This is a genomic window from Halomonas beimenensis, from assembly GCF_002549795.1.
Classification (GTDB): Bacteria; Pseudomonadota; Gammaproteobacteria; order Pseudomonadales; family Halomonadaceae; genus Halomonas; species Halomonas beimenensis.
Map to the genome: position 1 here is coordinate 3,388,562 of NZ_CP021435.1, position 21,412 is coordinate 3,409,973.

Below are 21,412 nucleotides of genomic sequence, written 5' to 3' on the forward strand. Positions count from 1 at the left end.
CGGAGAGCATGCCTTGAGTTTCACGACTTCCCGCCAGTACCCCGCCACCCGCATGCGTCGCATGCGCCGTGACGACTTCTCGCGTCGCCTGATGCGCGAGCACACCCTGACCGCCGCCGATCTGATCTGGCCGGTGTTCGTGCTCGAGGGCGAAGGACAACGCGAGGCGGTACCCTCGATGCCCGGCGTCGAGCGCCTGTCGCTGGACCTGCTGATCGAGGAGGCCAGGGAGGCGCGAGACCTGGGCATCCCCGTGCTGGCGCTCTTCCCGGTGGTGGACCCCGCCCTGAAGAGCGAGCTCGCGGAGGAGGCCTACAGCGCCGCCGGCCTGGTGCAGCGGAGCGTGCGCGCCCTCAAGGCGGCCGTGCCCGAGCTCGGCATCATGACCGACGTGGCCCTCGACCCCTACACCAGCCACGGCCAGGACGGCATCCTCGACGAGGACGGTTACGTGCAGAACGACCGGACCGTCGAGACCCTGCTCAAGCAGGCGCTGTCCCATGCCGAGGCCGGCGCGGACATCGTCGCCCCCTCGGACATGATGGACGGCCGCATCGGCGCCATTCGCCAGGTGCTGGAGCAGGAGCAATTGCACAACACCCGGATCATGGCCTACAGCGCCAAGTATGCCTCGCGCTACTACGGGCCCTTCCGGGATGCCGTGGGCTCCGCGGCGAATCTCGGCCGGGCCGACAAGTCCACCTACCAGATGGACCCGGCCAACGGCGAGGAGGCCCTCCACGAGGTGGCCCTGGACCTGGCCGAGGGTGCCGACATGGTGATGGTCAAGCCGGGCATGCCCTACCTGGACGTGGTGCGGCGCATCAAGGACGAGCTCAAGGTCCCGACCTTCGCCTACCAGGTGAGCGGCGAGTACGCCATGCACATGGCCGCCTTCGACAACGGCTGGCTGGACGCCGACGCCGTGATGCTGGAGTCGCTGATGTGCTTCAAGCGCGCCGGTGCAGACGGCGTGCTGACCTATTTCGCCAAGCGAGCGGCGAGACTGCTCGCGGACTAACCGCCGGACGGGGTGCCCCTTCCGGCCGACGACAGGGAACACCCATGGATGATTCGCGCAGCCCCGATACCCCCGCCACCGTGGAGCCGCTCCCGGGCGGGGAGACGCCCGGCGAGCCCCCGGCGCCGCGGCTCAATCAGACGCGCACCGGCATCAAGCCCAAGGCGCTGCCGGACCCGGAGGCCGACCTGACGGACCCGGGCCTGTACTTCAACCGCGAGCTGTCGCACCTGCAGTTCAACGTGCGGGTGCTGGAACAGGCCCTGGACGAGGCCCACCCGCTGCTCAACCGGCTGATGTTCCTGCTGATCTTCTCGTCGAACATGGACGAGTTCTTCGAGATCCGGGTCGCCGGCCTGAAGAACCAGATCCTGGTCGGCGACGAGACCCCGGGCAGCGACGGCCGCTCGCCGAGATCGGTGCTCGCCGAGATCGCCCAGATCGCCCACGAGCAGGTGGAGCGTCAGTACCGCATCCTCAACGAGGCGCTGATCCCCGCCCTGGAAGCCCAGGGGCTGCGCTTCCGGCGTCGCGGAGACTGGACCGAGGCCCAGCAGGGCTGGGTGCGGGACTACTTCGAGACCGAGATCATGCCGGTGATCAGTCCCATCGGCCTGGATCCCTCGCACCCCTTCCCGCGGCTGGTCAACAAGAGCCTCAACTTCATCGTCGAGCTCGAGGGCAAGGACGCCTTCGGCCGCGAGGGCGGCCTGGCCATCCTGCCGGCGCCGCGCTCGCTGCCCCGCGTCATCGCCCTGCCCGACGAGCTCTGCGAGGAGGGCTTCACCGAGTACGTCTTCCTGTCGTCGATGATCCATGCCCATGCCGAGGAGGTCTTCCCCGGCATGAAGGTACGTGGCTGCTACCAGTTCCGCCTGACCCGCAACGCCGACCTCTCGGTGGACCCGGAGGACGTCTCGGACCTCGCCTCGGCGCTGCGCGGCGAGCTGCTCTCGCGGCGCTACGGCAGCGGGGTGCGACTCGAGGTCGCCGACAACTGCCCCGATGACCTGGCCGAGTTCCTGCTCCGGCAGTTCGAGCTGGAGGCGACCGATCTCTATCGGGTCAACGGCCCGGTGAACCTGACCCGCATGATGTCGGTACTGGGCGAGGTGCAGCGTCCGGAGCTGTGCTACCGGGCCTTCACGCCGGGCCTGCCCAAGGCGCTGAGGAAACGCGATAGCGTGCTGCAGGCCATGGCCGAAGGCGACATCCTGCTCCATCACCCCTTCCACTCCTTCTCGCCGGTGGAAGAGCTGCTGCGCGAGGCCGCCCGGGACCCGGCGGTGCTGGCCATCAAGCAGACCCTCTACCGCACCGGCGCCGACTCCCCCATCGTCAACGCCCTGGTGGAGGCCGCCGGCAACGGCAAGGAAGTCACCGTGGTGATCGAGCTGCGCGCGCGTTTCGACGAGGCGGACAACCTGGCCCTGGCCTCGCGGCTGCAGGAGGCCGGCACCATCGTCATCTACGGGGTGATGGCCTACAAGACCCACGCCAAGATGATGCACATCGTGCGCCGCGAGAAGGGCCAGCTGCGCCACTACGCCCACCTGGGCACGGGCAACTACCACTCCAAGACCGCCAAGCTCTACACCGACTACAGCCTGCTCACCGCCGACCCGGTGCTGTGCGCCGACGTGCACAAGGTCTTCCAGCAGCTCTCCGGCATGGGGCGGGCGCGCAAGATCGAGAAGCTGCTGCACGCCCCCTTCACCCTCCACGAACGGCTGGTGGCGATGATCGACCGGGAAGCCGAGCATGCCCGCAAGGGCAAGCGCGCCCACCTGATCATCAAGTGCAACTCGCTCACCGAGCCCAAGCTGATCCAGGCCCTCTACCGGGCCTCCCAGGCCGGCGTCGAGTGCGACCTGATCATCCGCGGGATGTGCTGCCTGCGCCCCGGCCTCCCGGGCATCTCCGAGTCCATCCGGGTGCGCTCGATCATCGGCCGCTTCCTGGAGCACACCCGGGTCTTCCACTTCCATAACGACGGCAAGCCCGAGACCTGGGGCTCCAGCGCCGACTTCATGGCCCGCAACATGTTCCACCGGGTGGAGACCTGCTTCCCGCTGCTGGACAAGAAGCTCGCCGCCCAGGTACGCAAGGATCTGGAGACCTACCTTGTGGACAACTGCCAGAGCTGGCTGCTGCGCCCCGACGGCACCTACGTCAAGCAGACCCCCGGCGAGGCGGCGCCCATCAGCGCCCAGGAGACCTTGCTCTATGCCTATGCGGCTCGGGCCTAGCCTCGCTTGAAGGCAGCCAGATCGGCGTCGCCGGCGCCGTCGACCCGCTCCGGCAGGCCCTGCGCCTGCCGGGCCAGGCGCACCCGCTGGCGCTCGGCGAGCAGCTCGGCATCATCGTCCAGGGTGCGCCCCTCCAGGTCGGCGAGCTGGGCCATGCCCTGATGGTAGAAGGCCAGCACCGCCAGGGCGCGTTCGTCGCCCTCCTCCATGCCCCGGCGCAGTGCCGGCAGGTAGCCGCTGACCCGCGACAGCGCCTGCTTGAGCTGCCAGCCGTAGCGGACCGGGCCCATCCAGGGGCGGTCGCGCAGCGCCATCACCACCAGGCTGGTCGCCACCAGTCCCAGCAGGACCCCCAGGGCATTGAGCCAGAAGCTCGAGCCGAAGGCGGACGAAATCAGCTGGGTGAACACCAGCCCGAAGACGATCAGTTGCCCGGCCATGGCCAGGGCGACACGCCGCGAGGTCCGGCGATAGGTATCGGGATCGTGGGATTCGAGCAGGAAGGACATGGGACGGTGACTCCGGAACGGCAAGGGGGATGCCGGGATTATCCCGACATCCCCCATCCGGGTACAGTCGCGTCTAGGCGTCCCTCAGACGTTCCGCCGCGGCGGTCAGCAGGTGCTCGGTGGTCTCCCAGCCGATGCAGGCGTCGGTGACCGAGACGCCGTAGCGCAGCTTGCCGGGCGCCAGGGGCTGCTTGCCCTCGTGGAGATGGCTCTCGAGCATCAGTCCCACCAGGGAGGCGTCGCCCGCCAGCCGCTGACCGAGGACGTCGAGCATCACCTCGCTCTGGCGACGGTGATCCTTGCGGGCATTGGCGTGGCTGCAGTCCACCATCAGGCGCGGTGCCAGGCCGGCATCCTCCAGGGCGCGACGGGCCGCCGCCACCCGGGGCGCCCGATAGTTGGGCTCGCCATGCCCCCCGCGCAGCACCACATGGGTGTGGGGATTGCCGGCGGTCTCGCGCACCGTCGGCCGGCCGTCCGGGGCCATGGCGAAGTACTGGTGGGAATGGGCGGCGGCGCGCATGGCGTCCACCGCCACCTGGAGGTCCCCGCTGGTGGCGTTCTTGAAGCCCACCACGGCCTCCAGGCCGCTGGCCAGCTCGCGATGCAACTGGGACTCGGTGGTGCGGGCGCCGATCGCCACCCAGCTCAGCAGGTCGTCGAGGTAGGGCGCCAGCATCGGCTGCAGCAGCTCGGTGGCCACGGGCAGGCCGAGGCCGGCGATCTCGCGCATCAGCGAGCGGGAAAGCTCGAGGCCGCGGGCCAGGTCGCCGCTGCCGTCCAGGTCGGGATCGTAGGCCAGCCCCTTCCATCCCACGGTGGTGCGCGGCTTCTCCACATAGACCCGCATCACCGGCAGGATCCGATCGTCGATGGCCGGGGCCAGGGCCGCCAGGCGGCGGGCGTACTCGAGGGCGGCCTCGGGGTCGTGGATCGAACAGGGACCGACGACCACCAGCAGGCGGTCATCGCGGCCGGCGAGGACGTCACGGATGGCCTGGCGCTGGACCTGGATGCGACGGCTCAGGGTGGGGGCGAGCGGCAGGGACCGCTGGAGCTCGGCCGGGGTGGGCAGGGACGCGCGTCGAGACTGCGTGAGCTCGGCCTGGGAAGCACGTTCTTCAAGGGAAAGCGGGGCGTTCATGGGGATCAACTCCGTGAGCGGGAACATCGGCTGGTCGTGGTGCCACCGGGGAACTCACGATCGGAGGTGGCGCACTGCCCCGACCGCGTCTCGCTAAATCGCCAGCCATAGCCGTAATAATCCCGTCCCAGGGTGCGGAACTCGGCATGGATGCGATCGACTGCGGTCATGGGTCTTCTCCTCTCCGTTGAATCGGGGGCCGAAACGCAGAACCCCCGGGCGGGGTTGCCGTCCGGGGGTTCTGCGTGTCGGAGGCAACCCTGGGCGGGGCGTGCCTCGCGGCGTCGTCCTGCGCTGCGTCAGGACCGGGCCGCCGGCACGCCGGCGCTAAACCAGTAGCCCGGCCAATAGAAGCAGACACCGAAGACACGCTCGTTCCCACACGCCTCCCCCGCCTCGGTGGCGGTCTGGGGATGGCGCAAAGGCATGGCGAGCGTCGGTGTCATGGGCGTCTCCTGAAATCTTCACTCATCCTGCCCTGTCCCGGGCAGGATGACAAGGCCCCGGCTCAGCCGGTGGCCAGCTGCACCCAGCCGATGGTGGCCGGCAGGGCGCTCATGCCCACCAGCACCGCCAGTCCCAGGAAGACCGACAGCAGGCCGCTGTCGTCCTTGAAGTTCTCGTCGTGTCCTGCCATTGAAGGTGTCCTCTCGGTGTTGTCGTCAGGATGACCGGCATTCTAGCGAAGATGACGGCCGCCATCGACCGGCAGGGTGATCCCGGTGACGTAGCGGTTATCGAGCAGGTAGCGCAGGCTCTGGTGGATCACCCCGGGACCGGGGATCAGCCCCATGGCGGACTTGGCCCGCGCCTTCTCGGCATAGGCCTGGTCGTCGCCTTCGTTGAGCATGATCATCGCCGGCGCGATGGCGTTGACCTGGATCGAGGGCGCGTACATCGCCGCGAAGGACAGCGTCAGGTTCTCCAGCCCCGCCTTGGTGGCGGCGTAGGCGGCGTGCTTGCGCGATCCCTTGCGCGCCACGTAGTCGGTCATGTGCACGATGTCGCGCATCGGCTCGCCACAGGCCTCGAGCAGGTCGCGCGCATGCAGGTTGATCAGGTAGGGCGCCAGCATGTGCACGCGGAACAGCCGCTCGAAGTTCTCCCCGGCATCGTCGTCGGTCGTGTCCGGCGCCCAGTCGCTGGCGTTGTGGACGATGGCCCGCAGCGACGAGGTCTCGGCGCGCAGTCGCACGAGGAAGTCCTGGATGCCGGCCTCGCTGGCGAAGTCGGCCTGCAGGGTGACGATGCCGCGTGCGCGCAGGGCCTCCAGCTCGTCGCGCTCGCGGTGGTAGCTGATGATCACCGGGTGCCCGTCGTCGACGAGCCGCTCGGCGCAGTGCCGGCCAAGGCGCTGGGCGCCGCCGGTGATCAGGATCGGCGAGGCGCTCATGCCCGCCGCTCCCGCACCAGGCTGCCCACCGTCGGCACCAGGGGATCCCGGGGCGCATAGGCGAAGACGTCGGAGAACACCCGGGACGGTCGCAGCCCCAGCGACGCCAGGACGTCGACGCAGGCATAGACCATGCCCGGCGAGCCGGAGAGATAGACGTCATGACCGGCGACGTCGGCCAGGGACTCGGCCAGGACCTCGTCGATGCGCCCCCGGTGCCCCTGGATGCGCTCGGCATCGAAGGAGGCGTCCATGCCCTGCTCGCTCACGCCGTGGAAGGACAGCCGGGGGTGAGTCTCGGCCCATTCCCGGGCCAGGCTCTCCAGATAGAGGTCGCGCCGCTCCCGGGCGGCCCACCAGAGTGCGATGTCGCGCTCGGGATCGTCGTGCAGCGCCGCCTCGACGATGGCCTTCATCTGGGCGAAGCCGGTACCCGCCGCCACCAGCAGCAGCGGTCGGGTGCTGTCGGGGTCGAGCACGCAGTCGCCCCCCGGCAGGCGCAGTGTCAGGTGATGGGCCTCCACCACCAGTTCACGCAGCCGCGCCGAGTTGCCCCGCTCGGGCCAATGCTGGATGTGCAGCTCGAGGCGCCCGTCGCCGCGATGGGCATTGGCGATGGAGAAGGGGACCCAGGTCTCGGGATCCAGCTGCAGTTCGAGATACTGGCCCGGCTCGTGGGCCATGGCCTCGGCGCGGCCCTCCAGGCGCACCCGGAAGACGTCGGGGGTGAGGTCCTCGACCTCGACGACCTGGCAGGTCAGGGTCCTTGCCGTCATGAATGCCTCTTGTCGCTGTCAGGGGGGTCGATGCCCAGTTCGTGCCACCGTTCGCTCACGCGAGCCTTGACCGCCTCGTCCATGACGATGGGCGTGCCCCACTCGCGATCGGTCTCGCCGGGCCACTTGCCGGTGGCGTCCAGTCCCATCTTGGAGCCGAGCCCCGCCACCGGGGAGGCGAAGTCCAGGTAGTCGATGGGCGTGTTCTCCACCAGCACGGTATCCCGGGCCGGGTCCATGCGGGTGGTGATGGCCCAGATCACGTCCTGCCAGTCGCGGGCGTCCACGTCGTCGTCGAGGACCACCACGAACTTGGTATACATGAACTGGCGCAGGAAGCTCCATACGCCCATCATGACCCGCTTGGCGTGGCCGGGGTACTGCTTCTTCATGGTCACCACCGCCATGCGGTAGGAACAGCCTTCTGGCGGCAGGTAGAAGTCGACGATCTCGGGGAACTGGCGACGCAGGATGGGCACGAAGACCTCGTTGAGGGCGAGGCCCAGGATCGCCGGCTCGTCCGGCGGACGACCGGTGTAGGTGGAGTGATAGATGGCCTCGCGGCGCATGGTCATGCGCGTCACCGTGAACACCGGGAAGGTCTCCACCTCGTTGTAGTAGCCGGTGTGGTCGCCGTAGGGGCCCTCCGGGGCGGTGTCGTCCGGGTAGAGGAAGCCCTCGAGGATGATCTCCGCCGAGGCGGGCACCTCCAGGTCGGCGTGGCCGCACTTGACCAGCTCGGTCCGCGAGCCCCTCAGGAGCCCGGCGAAGGCGTACTCGGAGAGGCTGTCCGGGACCGGCGTCACGGCGCCCAGGATGGTCGCCGGGTCGGCGCCCAGTGCCACCGCTACCGGGAAGGGTTCGCCGGGGTGAGCCTGCTGGAACTCCTGGTAGTCCAGCGCACCGCCGCGATGGGACAGCCAGCGCATGATCAGCCGGTTCTTGCCGAGCTTCTGCTGGCGGTAGATCCCCAGGTTCTGGCGCTTCTTGTGGGGGCCGCGGGTGATCACCAGCGGCCAGGTGACCAGCGGCGCGGCGTCGCCGGGCCAGCAGTGCTGGATGGGCAGGCGATCCAGGTCGACGTCCTCGCCCTCGAGGACCCTCTCTTGAACCGGGGCACGGCGCAGCACCTTGGGCCCCATGCTCAGCACCTGCTTGTAGACCGGCAGCTTGTCCAGGGCATCGCGGAAGCCCTTGGGGGGCTCCGGCTCCTTGAGGAAGGCCAGCAGCTCGCCCACCTCGCGCAGGGCGTCCACCGACTCCTGGCCCATGCCCAGGGCGACCCGCTTCGGGGTACCGAAGAGGTTGCCGAGCAGGGGCATGTCGTGCCCCTTGACGTTCTCGAACAGCAGCGCCGGTCCGCCGGCCCGCAGGGTGCGGTCGCAGATCTCGGTGATCTCCAGGTAGGGATCCACCTCGGCGGTGACGCGCCTGAGCTCGCCCTGCGCTTCCAGTGCCGCGATGAACTCGCGCAAGTCCCGGTACTTCATGCGGTTTCTCGCTTCCCTGAACGACGAAAGGGGCAGCATAGCATGCCGCCCCTCGAGGATGCTGCGCCTGGCCTTGGTCCTGTCATTGCCGAGCCCGGCAAGCCGCCCCGGCGCCACGCCGAGCGAAACCCTGAGGCTTCGCTCGCGGCCTGCGCGTCGCGGTACAACATAATCCCTCACGGATACCGCTCGCCCGCCCTCCCTGGCGGGCGCCGCGCGCCGCTTCGCTCAGCCCCAGCGCTCGGCTAAGGGCTTGCGGGGCGGCTCCCCGGCCTCTCCGATACAGCGTGCCGTGTCAGTTGAGATGAGGGACGGCGACCAAGTAGGCAGGCATGTCCAGACAACGAGCGCCGAGGCGTTGAGAGCTGGCCGTTGCGAGCGAAGACGGACCGGGGCGCGCAGCCAAGGCGGAAAACAGCGACAAATCGTCAGGATGGACGATTTGGGCAGCTCCGCTGCTCGCAGAGCGAGCGACATGGACGTCGCGAGTCCAAAGCGGAGTTTACATTAGTAAATGAGCCGCTTGACCGGGCTGGCGCACCAGCTGTTTTCCAACGCCGTATCGTCGAGCGCAGCAGGCCAGAATCAACGCCGCTTCATGGCCTCGAAGAACTCGAGGTTAGTCTTGGTATCCTTCAGGCGGTCGATCAGGAACTCGGTGGCCGCCACGTCCTCCATGGGGTTGAGCAGCTTGCGCAGGATCCACATGCGCTGCATCTCCTCCTCGGAGGCGATCAGGTCCTCGCGGCGGGTACCGGAGCGGCGGATGTTGAGGGCCGGGTAGACGCGCTTCTCGGCGAGCTTGCGGTCCAGGTGGGCCTCCATGTTGCCGGTGCCCTTGAACTCCTCGAAGATCACCTCGTCCATCTTGGAGCCGGTATCGACCAGCGCCGTGGCGATGATGGTCAGGCTGCCGCCCTCCTCGATGTTGCGCGCCGCGCCGAAGAAGCGCTTGGGCTTCTCCAGGGCGTGGGCGTCGACACCGCCGGTCAACACCTTGCCGGAGCTCGGCACCACGGTGTTGTAGGCTCGGGCCAGGCGGGTGATGGAGTCGAGCAGGATCACCACGTCCTTCTTGTGCTCGACCAGGCGCTTGGCCTTCTCGATGACCATCTCGGCCACCTGGACGTGACGGGCCGGCGGTTCGTCGAAGGTGGACGCCACCACCTCGCCACGCACCGTCCGCGACATCTCGGTCACTTCCTCGGGCCGCTCGTCGATCAGCAGCACGATGAGATGGCACTCGGGGTTGTTGCGGGTGATGGAGGTCGCGATGTTCTGCAGCATCAGCGTCTTGCCCGCCTTGGGGGGCGAGACGAGCAGGCCACGCTGGCCCTTGCCGATGGGGGCGGTGAGGTCGATGATCCGTGCCGTGAGGTCCTCGGTGGAGCCGTTGCCGATCTCCATGCGCAGCCGCTCCTGGGGGAACAGCGGCGTGAGGTTCTCGAAGAGGATCTTGTGCTTGGCGTTCTCCGGCTTGTCGAAGTTGATCTCGCTGACCTTCAACAGCGCGAAGTAACGCTCCCCTTCCTTGGGCGGACGAATCTTGCCGGAGATGGAGTCGCCCTTGCGCAGGTTGAAGCGCCGAATCTGGGAGGGCGACACATAGATGTCATCCGGGCCGGCCATGTAGGAACTGTCGGCGCTACGCAGGAAGCCGAACCCGTCCTGCAGGATCTCCAGGACGCCGTCCCCGTAGATGGCCTCGCCGCTCTTGGCGTGCTTCTTGAGGATGGCGAAGATGATGTCCTGCTTGCGGGAGCGTGCCAGGTTGTCGATGCCCATTTCACGGGCGATCTCCAGGAGTTCCGGCACGGGCTTTTGCTTGAGTTCGGTAAGATTCATCGGTGTGTTCAGAAGTTGCTCGTAAAAGCCGGGCAGTCATGCGCCCTATGGGACAGGAGGCGAGACGGTGACGCCGCGTGGATGCGTTCAGAGCCCGGACAGGTTGCCTCTCGTCGGGTACGGTTCATGGCCGCGGGCGGACAACCACTCGAGGGATGCCGGGCCAGTATCGGGAGCGAGGGGACAGGTTCTCTTCGCCTGAATCAGCGGGTCTTGACCTGCGGTCAGGATCGCGGGCTGATGCAGTGGGCTATCTGACGACTTGGAAACAAGTGACCGCGGCGCAGTCGCCGTGAGCGGTCGGGAAGCATTCGGAACAGGCGAACGACTCGATAGTAGTCAAGGCCGCAGGGAAACGCAATACCCGCCCCCACGGGACCGGCACGATTGACATGCTCGGGAGCGGCCCGCAACCTTTGCCCAGTCACCCTGAAGGACCCGCCATGACAGCCTCAACGGACCGGCCCGCCGCCAGCGCGAGCGCGCCAGAGATCGCCCCGGAACCTCGCCGCCTCGCCGCCATCGATCTGGGCTCCAACAGTTTCCACCTGCTCGTCGCCAACTACCAGGACGATCGCCTGCAGGTGGTCGCCCGGCAGGGGGACAAGGTGCAGCTCGCCGCCGGCCTCGACGAGGACGGCCTGCTCGACGAGGCGGCCATGACCCGCGCCCTGGAGTGCCTGGCCCGTTTCGCCCCCTTCCTGGAGGACATTCCCCCGCGGGACCTGCGCGTGGTGGGCACCAATGCCCTGCGCGACGCCGACAACAGCCAGGACTTCATCGACCGGGCGGAAGCCCTGCTGGGGACCCGCATCGAGATCATCGCCGGCCGGGAGGAGGCCCGCCTGATCTACCTCGGCGCGGCCCACGCCGTGGCCGAGGAAGGCCGCCGGCTGATCGTGGACATCGGCGGCGGCTCCACGGAATTCATCATCGGCGAGCACTTCGAGCCCCAGGCCCTGGAAAGCCTGCGCATGGGCTGCGTGACCTTCACCCGCCGCTTCTTCGACAACGGCGAGATCACCGAGAAGCGCATGCGCCGTGCCGAGCTGGCCGCCCTCTCGGAACTCGCCAATATCCAGCGCCCCTTCCAGAAGCTCGGCTGGAGCGACCCGGTGGGCTCCAGCGGCACCATCAAGGCCGCCGCCGCGGTGATCGCCGCCGCCGGCAAGAGCCCCGAGGGCGTGATCACCCGTCAGGGGCTTCAAGACCTGCGCAAGCGACTGCTCAAGTGCAAGCGCCTCGACAAGGTCGCCATGGAGGGGCTCAAGCCGGACCGGGCCCGGGTCTTCCCCGCCGGCATCGCCATCCTGGGCGCCGTGTTCGAGGCCTTCGAGCTGGAGGCGATGCGCTATTCCGACGGCGCCCTGCGCGAGGGCGTGCTCTACGACATGGCGGGACGCAACAGCCCCGAGGACTCCCGGCTCAAGACCCTGGCCAACCTGGAAAGGGTCTACGGGGTCGACGCCCGCCAGGCCGACAATGTCGCCGCGACGGCGCTGGGTCTGCTGGACCAGGTGCGCGAGGCCTGGGAACTGGACGAGGACCAGGCCCGCTTCCTCGAGTGGGCCAGCCGGCTGCACGAGATGGGACTGGCCATCTCCCACAGCCAGTTCCACCGGCACGGGGCCTACCTGCTGGAGCATTCCGACCTGGCCGGCTTCTCCCGCCCGGAGCAGCGGCTGCTGGCCTTCCTGGTGCGCGCCCACCGGCGCAAGTTCCCGGTCAAGGAGTGGCAGGCCCTGCCCGCCGCCGAGCGCCGCTCCCATGCCCGCCTGGCCCGACTGCTGCGGCTGGCGGTGATCCTCAACCATTCCCGCCCCGAACAGCCTCCCGCCCTGCCCCGACTCGCGGCCGACGGCGAGGCCCTGCGGCTGCGCCTCGCCGCGGAGGCACCGAGCCTGCTGCTCGCCGACCTGGAACAGGAGGTCGCCTACCAGCAGGCGGCCGAGCTGACGTTGACCCTCGACACCGACTGAGCCGCTCAGCCGCGACGCCAGCCCTCGGCGCAGGCCAGCCAGCCCGAGGGCCGGCCCACCGCCGCCACCTCGTCACCCTGCCAGGCCACCAGCAGACGGGCCCGCTCCCAGGGCGGTACCGCCCATTCCTGCAGCAGGCGCTTGAGGTCCCGGCTGCCACGCCCGGCCAGCCGGAGCCGTTCGCCGCCCCGGCGTGGTGCGAGCCGCAGCCGTGCCGGCCTGCCGTCCTCGCGCTCGAGCCGGGCCTCGAGTCGCCCCAGCGGCGTCGCCAGGGGCGCCTGGCCGTCCCAGTCGGCCCGCCAGTCCTCGGCGAGGGGCTCGGGCGGCGCCATCAGGTACAGCGTCCCGCGCCAGACCCGGGCCTCGGCGGCATTCCAGCGCACGCGGACCTCGGCGTCCCGGGACACCTCGAGCTGGTCGAGCAGGCTCGCCAGGCGCCTCGCCGGAGGCAAGGGCAGGCCCAGGCGGACCAGGCAGTGACGGATCAGCAGACGCCGACGGGGCGGCGACAGGGCCTGCAGGCTCGCCACGTCGAGACGGCCGGGATCGCCGCCCCCGCGCGTCAGGTCCTCCCCGGCCAGCTCCTCCAGCAGCCCTTCCGCCTCTCCGGCCAGGGCCGCACTGCGGGCCAGGGCCGTGCCGGCCCGGGGCCAGCGGTCGGCCAGCACCGGCAGCACCCGGTGACGCAGGAAGTTGCGGTCCTGGACGCTGTCGGCATTGGTCGGGTCGTCGACCCAGGACAGGCCCCGACGGGCCGCCTCGGCCTCCAGCTCGGCACGGGAGATCCCCAGCAGCGGCCGGACCAGGCGCGCGCCCGCGCGGCGTCGCTCCCGGGGCATGCCGGCCAGCCCCCGGAGCCCGGCGCCGCGCAGGGCGGCCAGCAGGAAGGTCTCGGCCTGGTCGTCGCGATGCTGGGCCAGCCACAGGGTCTGGCCTGGCCCCATGCGCCGGGCGAAGGCGTCATAGCGCGCCTGTCGGGCCTCGCCTTCCAGGCCCCGTCCCGCCGTCGGGTCCACGGCGAGGCGCTCCACGATCAACGGCACCCCGAGCCGGGAGCAGAGCCGACGACAGTGGGTCTCGAAGCCGTCGGCGGCCGCCTGGAGGCCGTGGTGGACGTGCAGCGCCCGCAGCGGGCGTGGATGGCGGCGACAGGCCTGAGCCGCCAGGGTCAGCAGCAGGGAGGAATCGAGCCCGCCGGAGAGCGCCACCCAGACGACACGCCCCGGCGGGGTCTCCGCCAGGGCGTCATCGATCAGGGCTTGCAGGGACATGGTGTGACGTCTCTACCGTCAGACGGGGGCCCCATAGCTCATGAGCCTTTCGTACCGCCGCTCGAGCAGGGTGTCGATGTCCATGCCGTTCAAGCGGTCGAGGCTCGCCAGCAACGCGCCCTTGATCCGCTCGGCGGTGACCGCGGGCTGGCGGTGGGCGCCGCCCAGGGGCTCGGGAATCAGGGTATCGACCAGGCCCAGCTCCTTCAGCCGCTCGGCGGTGATGCCCATGGCCTGGGCCGCCTCGGAAGCCTTCTCGGCGCTCTTCCACAGGATGGAGGCACAGCCTTCCGGGGAAATCACCGAGTAGGTGGAGTACTGCAGCATGGCCAGTTCGTCGCATACGCCGATGGCCAGGGCCCCGCCGGAACCGCCCTCGCCCACCACGGTGGCGACGATGGGGGTGCGCAGGCGCGACATCACCGCCAGGTTGTAGGCGATGGCCTCGGACTGGCCGCGCTCTTCGGCATCGATGCCCGGGTAGGCCCCCGGGGTGTCGATGAAGGTCAGCACCGGCATCTTGAACCGCTCGGCCATCTCCATCAGGCGGCAGGCCTTGCGATACCCCTCGGGACGCGGCATGCCGAAGTTGCGGCGGACCTTCTCCTTGACGTCACGCCCCTTCTGGTGACCGATGACCATCACCGGCTTGTCGTCCAGGCGCGCCACGCCACCGACGATGGCGGCATCGTCGGCGAAGCGGCGATCGCCATGGAGCTCGTCGAAGTCGCTGAAGACGTGCTCCAGGTAGTCCAGGGTATAGGGGCGCTGGGGATGGCGAGACAGCTGGGACACCTGCCAGGACGTCAGATCCTTGAAGATCGACTCGGTCAGCTTGCGGCTCTTCTCCTCGAGCCGACCGATCTCGTCGCTGAGATTGACCTGGCTGTCGTTGCCGACCAGGCGCAGCTCCTCGATCTTGGCCTGGAGCTCGGCGATGGGCTGTTCGAAGTCTAGGTAGTTGGGATTCATGGCTAGCCTTGTCTCGTCGGCCGTGAGGCGACCGGGGGAAGCGTCAAATGGGGAGCATTATCGCACCCTGACGCGCCCACGCAAGGCAGGGCGCCCAGGGTGCACATTGTCGGCCGCTCGGGACGGCGAGCGCCCCGCCGGGTCACGGGGGGCGTCGCTCAGCGGTAGCGCAGGCGGACGCCGTCCTGGCCTTCCACCTCGCGAAGGGCGATCAGCAGCTCGTCGGAGGGCATGACCTTCCACTCCTCGGCCAGCTCCAGCCAGCCGCTGGCCTCGGGGGTACGATAGCGCAAGCGAACGGGCAGTCCGCCGTCGCTGCGGTAGGGATCGAGACTGTCGCGCAGGCTGTCCACCAGCCGGCCGTTGATCCGTTCGCCGTCCAGGGACAGCTCCACCGCCTGACCGTAGCGGGTGCGAGCGTCGACCATGGGCGTGACTTCCTTGCCGCGCAGGCGCAGCCCGCCGGAGTAGTCATCGCTCTGCACCTCGCCCTCGACGATCAGCACCTGATCGGTGTCCAGGCGACCGCGCAGGGCATCGAAGAGCTCGCCGAACAGCGAGGCCTCGATGCGGCCGGTGCGGTCGTCCAGGGTCACGAAGGCCATGGTGTCGCCGCGCCTGGACTTCATGGTGCGCATCCCCACCACCAGGCCGGCGACCCGCTGGGGCTCCCGGGCCGGCTTGAGGTCGGCGATGCGCGTGGAGACGAAGCGTTCGAGCTCACCCTCGTACTCGTCGATGGGATGCCCGGTGAGGTAGAGCCCCAGGGTCTCCTTCTCGCCGGCCAGGCGCTCCTTGTCGGTCCAGTTGCGAACCCGACGGTAGTCGGCGTAGGGGTCGCCGTCGTCTTCGTCCGGCGCGGCGAAGGCCTCGCCGAACATGTCCATCATGCCGAGGTTCTGGTTGGTCTGGCTCTGGGCCGCGGCCTTGAGGGCGTCGTCCAGCGCCGCGGCCAGCATCGCGCGACTGGGTCCCAGGTTGTCCAGGGCGCCGGAGCGGATCAAGGCCTCGAGGGTCCGCTTGTTCATGCGCTTGGGGTCGACCCGGCGGCAGAAGTCGAACAGGTCGCGGAAGGGGCCCTCCGCTTCCCGGGCCTCGACGATGGCGCCGATGGGCCCCTCGCCCACCCCACGGATGGCGCCCAGGCCATAGACCACCCGACCCTCGTCGTCGACGGTGAACTTGTAGCCGCCGACGTTGACGTCCGGCGGGGTCACGGTCAGCGCCAGGTGGCGGCACTCCTCGATCAGCGGCACCACCTTGTCGAGGTTGTCCATCTCGGTGGACATCACCGCGGCCATGAAGGGCCCCGGATAATGGGCCTTCAGCCAGGCGGTCTGGTAGGACACCAGCGCGTAGGCCGCCGAGTGGGACTTGTTGAAACCGTAGCCGGCGAATTTCTCCACCAGGTCGAAGAGGTTCCCGGCCAGGTCGCGGTCGATGCCGTTGGCCTCGCAGCCCTCCATGAAGCCGACCCGCTGCTTGGCCATCTCCTCGGGCTTCTTCTTGCCCATCGCGCGCCGCAGCAGGTCCGCCTGGCCCAGGCTGTAGCCGGCCATCACCTGGGCGATCTGCATCACCTGCTCCTGGTAGAGGATGATGCCGTAGGTGGGCTCGAGCACCGGCTTGAGCAGCTCGTGCTGGTAGTCGGGGTGGGGATAGGCGAGCTCGGCACGGCCGTGCTTGCGGTTGATGAAGTCGTCCACCATGCCCGACTGCAGGGGGCCGGGACGGAACAGCGCCACCAGGGCGATCATGTCCTCCAGGGAGTCCGGCTGCAGGCGCTTGATCAGCTCCTTCATGCCCCGGGATTCGAGCTGGAAGACCGCCGTGGTCTCGGCCTTCTTGAGCATGTCGAAGGTGGGCACGTCGTCCAGCGGGATGGCGTCGATGTCCAACGGCCCCTGCCCTTCCGCGGCGCGCACCTTGTCGACCATCTCCAGCGCCCAGTCGATGATGGTCAGGGTACGCAGGCCCAGGAAGTCGAACTTGACCAGGCCGGCGTCCTCGATGTCGTTCTTGTCGAACTGCACCACCAGCCCGTTGCCTTCCTCGTCGCAGAGCAGCGGCGCGAAGTCGGTGAGCTTGGTGGGCGCGATCACCACGCCCCCGGCGTGCTTGCCGGTGCCCCGGGTGATGCCCTCCAGCTTCAGGGCCATGTCCCAGATCTCCTGGGCTTCCTCGTCGGCCTCGAGGAACTCCTGCAACTGGGGTTCGGCCTCGATGGCCTTCTCCAGGGTCATGCCGACCTCGAAGGGGATCAGCTTGGAGAGCTTGTCGCCCAGCGAGTAGGGCTTGCCCTGGGCGCGGGCCACGTCGCGCACCACCGCCTTGGCGGCCATGGTGCCGAAGGTGACGATCTGGGAGACCGCGTTGCGGCCGTAGCGGTCGGCCACGTACTCGATGACCCGGTCGCGCTTCTCCATGCAGAAGTCGACGTCGAAGTCGGGCATCGAGACCCGCTCGGGGTTGAGGAAGCGCTCGAACAGCAGGTCGTAGCCGATGGGATCCAGGTCGGTGATCTTCTGGGCGTAGGCCACCAGGGAACCGGCGCCGGAGCCGCGCCCCGGGCCCACCGGGACGTCGTTGTCCTTGGCCCACTGGATGAAGTCCATCACGATCAGGAAGTAGCCCGGGAAGCCCATCTGGACGATGATGTCGAGCTCGAAGTCGAGGCGCTGGCGGTAGCGGGCGTCGATCTCGGCGTATTCGGCCCCGTCCCGGGGGTACTGGTCGGCCGGGTAGAGGAAGTCCAGGCGCTCGGTCAGGCCGTCGTGGGAGATCTTGCGGAAGAACTCGTCCTGGGTCATGCCCTCGGGGATCTCGTACTCCGGCAGGAAGATCTCGCCCAGGCGCACGTCGACGTTGCAGCGGGCCGCGATCATCACGCTGTTCTCGAGGGCCTCGGGAATGTCCGAGAACAGCTCGGCCATCTCCTCGGGGCTCTTGAGGTACTGCTCCTCGGTGTAGCGACGCTCCCGACGCTTGTCGTCCAGCGCCTTGCCCTCGCCGATGGCCACCCGGGTCTCGTGGGCCCAGAAGTCCTCGCGCTCGAGGAAGCGCACGTCGTTGGTGGCCACCACCGGGGTATCCGTCTCCACGGCCAGGTCCACCGACAGGTGCACGCACTCCTCCTCCAGCGGCCGTCCGGTCCGGGTCAGCTCCAGGTAGAAGCGCCCCGGGAAGGCGGCCTGCCACTCCTCGAGCAGCGCCCGGGCCTCGGCGTGGTGATCGGTAAGCAGGTGGCGGCCGATCTCGCCCTCCCGGCCGCCGGACAGCGCGATCAGCCCCTCGCTCTGGGCGAGTACCCAGGCCTTGTCCAGCAGGGCCTGGCCGCCCTGCTGGCCCTCCATCCAGCCCCGGGAGATCAGCTCGGTGAGGTTGCGATAACCGGCATCGTTCATCGCCAGCAGGGTCAGGCGATAGGGATGGGCCTCGTCGTGGGGGTTGGCCAGCCAGAAGTCGCTGCCGATGATCGGCTTGAGCCCGGCGCCCTGGGCCCCGGTGTAGAACTTGACCAGGGCGAAGAGGTTGGCCTCGTCGGTGAGCGCCAGCGCCGGGGTCCCCTGGGCCACCGCCGTCTTGATCAGCGGCTTGAGACGCACCAGGCCGTCGACCAGGGAGAATTCGCTGTGGACGCGGAGATGAACGAAGGGAGCGGTCATGGCGAGCTCGGGGTGTTGGTGAAGGTGGAGGCGGGCCTCGGAGGCCCTAGAACAAGGCCAGCTGGCGCTTGACGGGCGCGAAGGAGCGACGGTGCTCGGGCAACGCGCCCAGGCGTTCCAGGGCGGCCAGATGCTCGGGCGTCGGGTAGCCCTTGTGGCGGGCGAAGCCGTAGTCCGGGTGGCGGGCATCCAGGGCCAGCATGCCGGCGTCCCGGGCCACCTTGGCCAGGATCGAGGCGGCGGCGATCGCCGGATGACGGGCGTCGCCCTTGACCACCGCCTGGCCGGGCACATGATGCCCGGGGAGGCGGTTGCCGTCCACCAGGAGGTACTCGGCCGCCGGCGAGAGGGCATCGATGGCCCGACGCATGGCCAGATGCGTCGCATGATAGATGTTGAGCGTGTCGATCTCGGCCGGGCTGGCCTCGGCCACGGCGAAGGCCAGGGCACGATCCCGGATCTCGGCATCCAGGGCCTCGCGGCGGGCCGCGGAGAGCTGCTTGGAGTCGGTGAGTCCGTCGATGGGGGCGCTCGGGTCGAGGATCACCGCCGCGGCCACCACCGGCCCCACCAGGGGGCCGCGGCCCACCTCGTCGACGCCGGCCAGCCGCTGACCCGCGTAGTCGATGATCAGGGGCGGCAGGTCCTCGGCCTTCATGTTCCGCCCTCCTCCGCCTCGGCGGTCACCGAGGCGGGCAGTCCCCGGCCCTCCACCAGGGCCTCGATGGCCTCACTGGCACGCCGGCTGGCGTCCCGCCGCAGGCCGGCATGCATCTCGGCGAAGCGCGCCTCCAGGGCGGCCCGCCCCTCCCCGTCGTCGAGGAGTGCGCCGAGGCGATCGGCGATGGCCTCCGCGCTGGCCGCCTCCTGGATCAGCTCCGGCACCAGCGACTCCCGGGCGATGAGGTTGGGCAGCGAGATCCACTCGGTCCTGACCAGGCGCCGGGCCAACCAGTGGGTGAGCGGCGCCATGCGGTAGGCCACCAGCATGGGCCGGTGACAGAGCATGGCCTCCAGCGCGGCGGTCCCGGAGGCCAGCAGGACGGCGTCGCTGGCCACCATGGCCTCCCGGGACCGCCCCTCGACCAGGGTCACCCGTTCGCGCAGGGCGACGCGCTCGTCCAGCAGCGCCTCGAGCTCGGCTCGGCGTGCCGGGGTGGCGGCGGGGATCACCACGCGCAGCCCCGCGCGCAGGCGACACAGGCGCTCGACGGCATCGAGGAAGGTCGCCCCCAGGAAGCGGATCTCGTTGGCTCGGGACCCCGGCAGCACGGCGAGCAGCGATCCCTCGCCGGGCAGGCCCAGGGCCTCCCGGGCGGCCAGGCGGTCGTTGACCAGCGGCAGCTCGTCGGCCAGCGGATGGCCGACGTAGGCCACCGGTACCCGATGGCGGGCGTAGAAGGCGGCCTCGAAGGGCAGGAAGGTGAGCATGGCGTCCACCGCCCGGGCGATGCCCTTGACCCGCCCCTGGCGCCAGGCCCAGACGGAGGGACTGACGTAGTGGGCGGTGGTGATCCCGGCCTCGCGCAGCTGGCGTTCCAGGCCCAGATTGAAGTCCGGGGCATCGATGCCGACCATGATGTCCGGCGCCCACGCCAGGGCGTCGCGCCTCAGGCGACGACGGACCGTCACCAGCTCGGGCAGGTGGCGGACCACCTCGACCAGTCCCATCACCGACAGGGTCTCCAGGGGGACGCGGCTGTCGATGCCCGCCTCGATCATCCGTGGCCCACCGATGCCTCGGAACTCGATGCCCGGGTGACGGGCCTTGAGCTCGCGCATCAGGCCGGCGCCGAGGATGTCGCCGGAGAGTTCGCCGGCGACCAGGTAGACGCGCGCGATCGTCATGGCCGCGCTCCGCTCAGCGCACGATGCCGCGGGTGGAGGCCTCGATGGAGGCGGCGAAGGCCTCGGTCTCGGGCAGCGAGTAGCGCGCGCGGATCTCGGTCAGCGCCTGATCCACGGTCATTCCCTGGCGATAGACCAGCTTGTAGGCCTCGCCCAGGGCATGGATGGCCTCCTTGGCGAAGCCACGGCGACGCAGGCCCACCAGGTTCAGGCCGTGGGCCTGGGCGGGATTGCCGTTGATCATCACGTAGGCGGGGGTGTCCTTGGTGATGATCGAGCCGCCACCGGCCATGGCATGGTCGCCGACCCGGCAGAACTGGTGGATGGCGGACAACCCGCCGAGGATCACGAAGTCACCCAGACGCACGTGGCCGGCCAGGGTCACCTGGTTGGCCAGGATGCAGTCGTCGCCGATCACGCAGTCGTGGCCCACATGGACATAGGCCATGAAGAGGTTGCGCGAGCCGATGGTGGTCTCGGCGCGATCCTGGATGGTGCCCCGATGCAGCGTGACCCCCTCGCGGATGACGTTGTCGTCGCCCATCACCAGCCGGGTGGGCTCGCCGGCATACTTCTTGTCCTGGCAGTCCTCGCCGACCGAGGCGAACTGGAAGATCCGGGTACGCTCGCCGAGCACCGTGGGACCCTGGATCACCACGTGCGGCCCGATGCGCGAGCCGGCCCCGATCTCCACATCGGGGCCGATCACGCTGAAGGGCCCGACCTCGACATCGTCGGCCAGGCGCGCTCCGGGATCTACGATGGCGGTGGGATGAATCAAGCGACCTTCCTCTCGGCACAGATGATGTCGGCCTCGCAGGCCACCTCGCCGGCCACGGAGGCCTTGCAGCTGAACTTCCAGATGCCGCGCTTCTCGCGGATCACGTCGGCACGCAGTTCGAGCCGGTCCCCGGGCATCACCGGACGCTTGAAGCGCACGTTGTCGCTGCCGACCAGGTAGTAGACGTAGCCGTCGGCGGGCAGCTTGTTGACCGTCTTGAAGCCGAGGATGCCGCAGGCCTGGGCCAGGGCCTCGATCACCAGCACGCCCGGCATGATCGGGTGATGCGGGAAGTGGCCGTTGAAGAACGGCTCGTTGATGCTGACATTCTTGTAGGCAACGATGGATTCGCCAAGGGCAAGCTCCGTCACCCTGTCCACCAGCAGGAAGGGGTAGCGGTGGGGCAGATACTCACGAATCTCGTTGATGTCCATTACCATCGTAGCGACCTCTGAAAAGACAGGATGCC

At 69.1% G+C, this 21,412-nt stretch carries 19 protein-coding genes; 3 read left to right on the top strand and 16 right to left on the bottom strand.

The window, feature by feature from the left end:
- Positions 1–13 precede the first annotated feature (13 nt).
- Entirely contained in the window at positions 14–1,021 is a 1,008-nt protein-coding gene (gene hemB / locus BEI_RS15735) for a porphobilinogen synthase (RefSeq protein WP_097790410.1), read from the top strand.
- A 44-nt stretch (positions 1,022–1,065) separates the two neighbouring features.
- The gene (ppk1, locus tag BEI_RS15740; RefSeq protein WP_097790411.1) at positions 1,066–3,270 is read left to right on the top strand and encodes a polyphosphate kinase 1; all 2,205 of its coding nucleotides are present in this window, start codon (positions 1,066–1,068) and stop codon (positions 3,268–3,270) included.
- Here ppk1 and BEI_RS15745 read toward each other — a convergent pair.
- The 9 genes from BEI_RS15745 to rho all read right to left on the bottom strand — a co-directional run bounded on the left by BEI_RS15745 (position 3,267) and on the right by rho (position 10,427).
- Positions 3,267–3,779 (bottom strand): DUF3087 family protein, encoded by a 513-nt coding sequence (locus BEI_RS15745; protein WP_097790412.1) that lies wholly within the window; start codon positions 3,777–3,779, stop codon positions 3,267–3,269. The genes ppk1 and BEI_RS15745 overlap by 4 nt on opposite strands.
- Positions 3,780–3,852: 73 nt before the next feature.
- On the bottom strand, positions 3,853–4,923 hold the full coding sequence (locus BEI_RS15750; RefSeq protein ID WP_097791120.1) for a 3-deoxy-7-phosphoheptulonate synthase: 1,071 nt from the start codon (positions 4,921–4,923) through the stop codon (positions 3,853–3,855).
- 5 nt (positions 4,924–4,928) lie between these two features.
- On the bottom strand, positions 4,929–5,093 hold the full coding sequence (locus BEI_RS19170) for a hypothetical protein (RefSeq protein WP_193765125.1): 165 nt from the start codon (positions 5,091–5,093) through the stop codon (positions 4,929–4,931).
- A gap of 129 nt (positions 5,094–5,222) precedes the next feature.
- Positions 5,223–5,369, bottom strand: a complete 147-nt coding sequence (locus BEI_RS19175) for a hypothetical protein (protein WP_193765126.1) — start codon at positions 5,367–5,369, stop codon at positions 5,223–5,225.
- Between the two features lie 62 nt (positions 5,370–5,431).
- Entirely contained in the window at positions 5,432–5,560 is a 129-nt protein-coding gene (locus BEI_RS19410) for a hypothetical protein (RefSeq protein WP_265331673.1), read from the bottom strand.
- A gap of 42 nt (positions 5,561–5,602) precedes the next feature.
- On the bottom strand, positions 5,603–6,316 hold the full coding sequence (gene folM / locus BEI_RS15755) for a dihydromonapterin reductase (protein WP_097790413.1): 714 nt from the start codon (positions 6,314–6,316) through the stop codon (positions 5,603–5,605).
- A complete protein-coding gene (locus BEI_RS15760) occupies positions 6,313–7,092 on the bottom strand; it encodes an NAD(P)H-flavin reductase (RefSeq protein WP_097790414.1) in 780 nt (259 codons plus the stop codon). Before BEI_RS15760 ends, folM begins: the two co-directional genes overlap by 4 nt.
- Complete coding sequence (gene ubiD, locus BEI_RS15765) at positions 7,089–8,582, bottom strand: 4-hydroxy-3-polyprenylbenzoate decarboxylase (RefSeq protein WP_097790415.1); 1,494 nt, start codon at positions 8,580–8,582, stop codon at positions 7,089–7,091. The genes BEI_RS15760 and ubiD overlap by 4 nt, the downstream gene beginning before the upstream one ends.
- Positions 8,583–9,167: 585 nt before the next feature.
- Positions 9,168–10,427, bottom strand: a complete 1,260-nt coding sequence (rho, locus tag BEI_RS15770; RefSeq protein WP_097790416.1) for a transcription termination factor Rho — start codon at positions 10,425–10,427, stop codon at positions 9,168–9,170.
- Between the two features lie 443 nt (positions 10,428–10,870).
- On the opposite strand from rho, the gene ppx reads away from it, so the two are divergent.
- Positions 10,871–12,406, top strand: coding sequence for an exopolyphosphatase (gene ppx, locus BEI_RS15775; protein WP_097790417.1), 1,536 nt, complete (start codon positions 10,871–10,873; stop codon positions 12,404–12,406).
- A gap of 5 nt (positions 12,407–12,411) precedes the next feature.
- Here the strand turns inward: ppx and tilS are convergent, their stop codons facing one another.
- The 7 genes from tilS to fabZ all read right to left on the bottom strand — a co-directional run bounded on the left by tilS (position 12,412) and on the right by fabZ (position 21,383).
- Positions 12,412–13,677: a tRNA lysidine(34) synthetase TilS gene (gene tilS, locus BEI_RS15780; protein WP_097790418.1), complete on the bottom strand. Its 1,266-nt coding sequence runs from the start codon at positions 13,675–13,677 to the stop codon at positions 12,412–12,414.
- An 18-nt stretch (positions 13,678–13,695) separates the two neighbouring features.
- A complete protein-coding gene (gene accA, locus BEI_RS15785; RefSeq protein ID WP_097790419.1) occupies positions 13,696–14,649 on the bottom strand; it encodes an acetyl-CoA carboxylase carboxyl transferase subunit alpha in 954 nt (317 codons plus the stop codon).
- Between the two features lie 158 nt (positions 14,650–14,807).
- Positions 14,808–18,314 carry a DNA polymerase III subunit alpha gene (dnaE, locus tag BEI_RS15790; RefSeq protein ID WP_097790420.1) on the bottom strand — a complete coding sequence of 1,169 codons (3,507 nt, stop codon included), beginning with the start codon at positions 18,312–18,314 and terminating at the stop codon, positions 14,808–14,810.
- A gap of 46 nt (positions 18,315–18,360) precedes the next feature.
- Positions 18,361–18,972 (bottom strand): ribonuclease HII, encoded by a 612-nt coding sequence (gene rnhB, locus BEI_RS15795; RefSeq protein ID WP_097790421.1) that lies wholly within the window; start codon positions 18,970–18,972, stop codon positions 18,361–18,363.
- On the bottom strand, positions 18,969–20,162 hold the full coding sequence (gene lpxB, locus BEI_RS15800) for a lipid-A-disaccharide synthase (RefSeq protein WP_097790422.1): 1,194 nt from the start codon (positions 20,160–20,162) through the stop codon (positions 18,969–18,971). The genes rnhB and lpxB overlap by 4 nt, the downstream gene beginning before the upstream one ends.
- A gap of 13 nt (positions 20,163–20,175) precedes the next feature.
- A complete protein-coding gene (gene lpxA / locus BEI_RS15805; protein ID WP_097790423.1) occupies positions 20,176–20,943 on the bottom strand; it encodes an acyl-ACP--UDP-N-acetylglucosamine O-acyltransferase in 768 nt (255 codons plus the stop codon).
- Positions 20,940–21,383 (bottom strand): 3-hydroxyacyl-ACP dehydratase FabZ, encoded by a 444-nt coding sequence (fabZ, locus tag BEI_RS15810; RefSeq protein ID WP_097790424.1) that lies wholly within the window; start codon positions 21,381–21,383, stop codon positions 20,940–20,942. The genes lpxA and fabZ overlap by 4 nt, the downstream gene beginning before the upstream one ends.
- Positions 21,384–21,412 lie beyond the last annotated feature (29 nt).

Coding starts and splice junctions, on each gene's coding strand:
- ubiD (WP_097790415.1), bottom strand. CDS start 8,582: ATGAAGTACCGGGACTTGCGCGAGTTCATCGCGGCACTGGAAGCGCAG.
- BEI_RS15750 (WP_097791120.1), bottom strand. CDS start 4,923: ATGAACGCCCCGCTTTCCCTTGAAGAACGTGCTTCCCAGGCCGAGCTC.
- rho (WP_097790416.1), bottom strand. CDS start 10,427: ATGAATCTTACCGAACTCAAGCAAAAGCCCGTGCCGGAACTCCTGGAG.
- ppk1 (WP_097790411.1), top strand. CDS start 1,066: ATGGATGATTCGCGCAGCCCCGATACCCCCGCCACCGTGGAGCCGCTC.
- BEI_RS19410 (WP_265331673.1), bottom strand. CDS start 5,560: ATGGCAGGACACGACGAGAACTTCAAGGACGACAGCGGCCTGCTGTCG.
- tilS (WP_097790418.1), bottom strand. CDS start 13,677: ATGTCCCTGCAAGCCCTGATCGATGACGCCCTGGCGGAGACCCCGCCG.
- BEI_RS19175 (WP_193765126.1), bottom strand. CDS start 5,369: ATGACACCGACGCTCGCCATGCCTTTGCGCCATCCCCAGACCGCCACC.
- dnaE (WP_097790420.1), bottom strand. CDS start 18,314: ATGACCGCTCCCTTCGTTCATCTCCGCGTCCACAGCGAATTCTCCCTG.
- fabZ (WP_097790424.1), bottom strand. CDS start 21,383: ATGGTAATGGACATCAACGAGATTCGTGAGTATCTGCCCCACCGCTAC.
- BEI_RS15745 (WP_097790412.1), bottom strand. CDS start 3,779: ATGTCCTTCCTGCTCGAATCCCACGATCCCGATACCTATCGCCGGACC.
- rnhB (WP_097790421.1), bottom strand. CDS start 18,972: ATGAAGGCCGAGGACCTGCCGCCCCTGATCATCGACTACGCGGGTCAG.
- accA (WP_097790419.1), bottom strand. CDS start 14,649: ATGAATCCCAACTACCTAGACTTCGAACAGCCCATCGCCGAGCTCCAG.
- lpxB (WP_097790422.1), bottom strand. CDS start 20,162: ATGACGATCGCGCGCGTCTACCTGGTCGCCGGCGAACTCTCCGGCGAC.
- BEI_RS19170 (WP_193765125.1), bottom strand. CDS start 5,093: ATGACCGCAGTCGATCGCATCCATGCCGAGTTCCGCACCCTGGGACGG.
- folM (WP_097790413.1), bottom strand. CDS start 6,316: ATGAGCGCCTCGCCGATCCTGATCACCGGCGGCGCCCAGCGCCTTGGC.
- ppx (WP_097790417.1), top strand. CDS start 10,871: ATGACAGCCTCAACGGACCGGCCCGCCGCCAGCGCGAGCGCGCCAGAG.
- BEI_RS15760 (WP_097790414.1), bottom strand. CDS start 7,092: ATGACGGCAAGGACCCTGACCTGCCAGGTCGTCGAGGTCGAGGACCTC.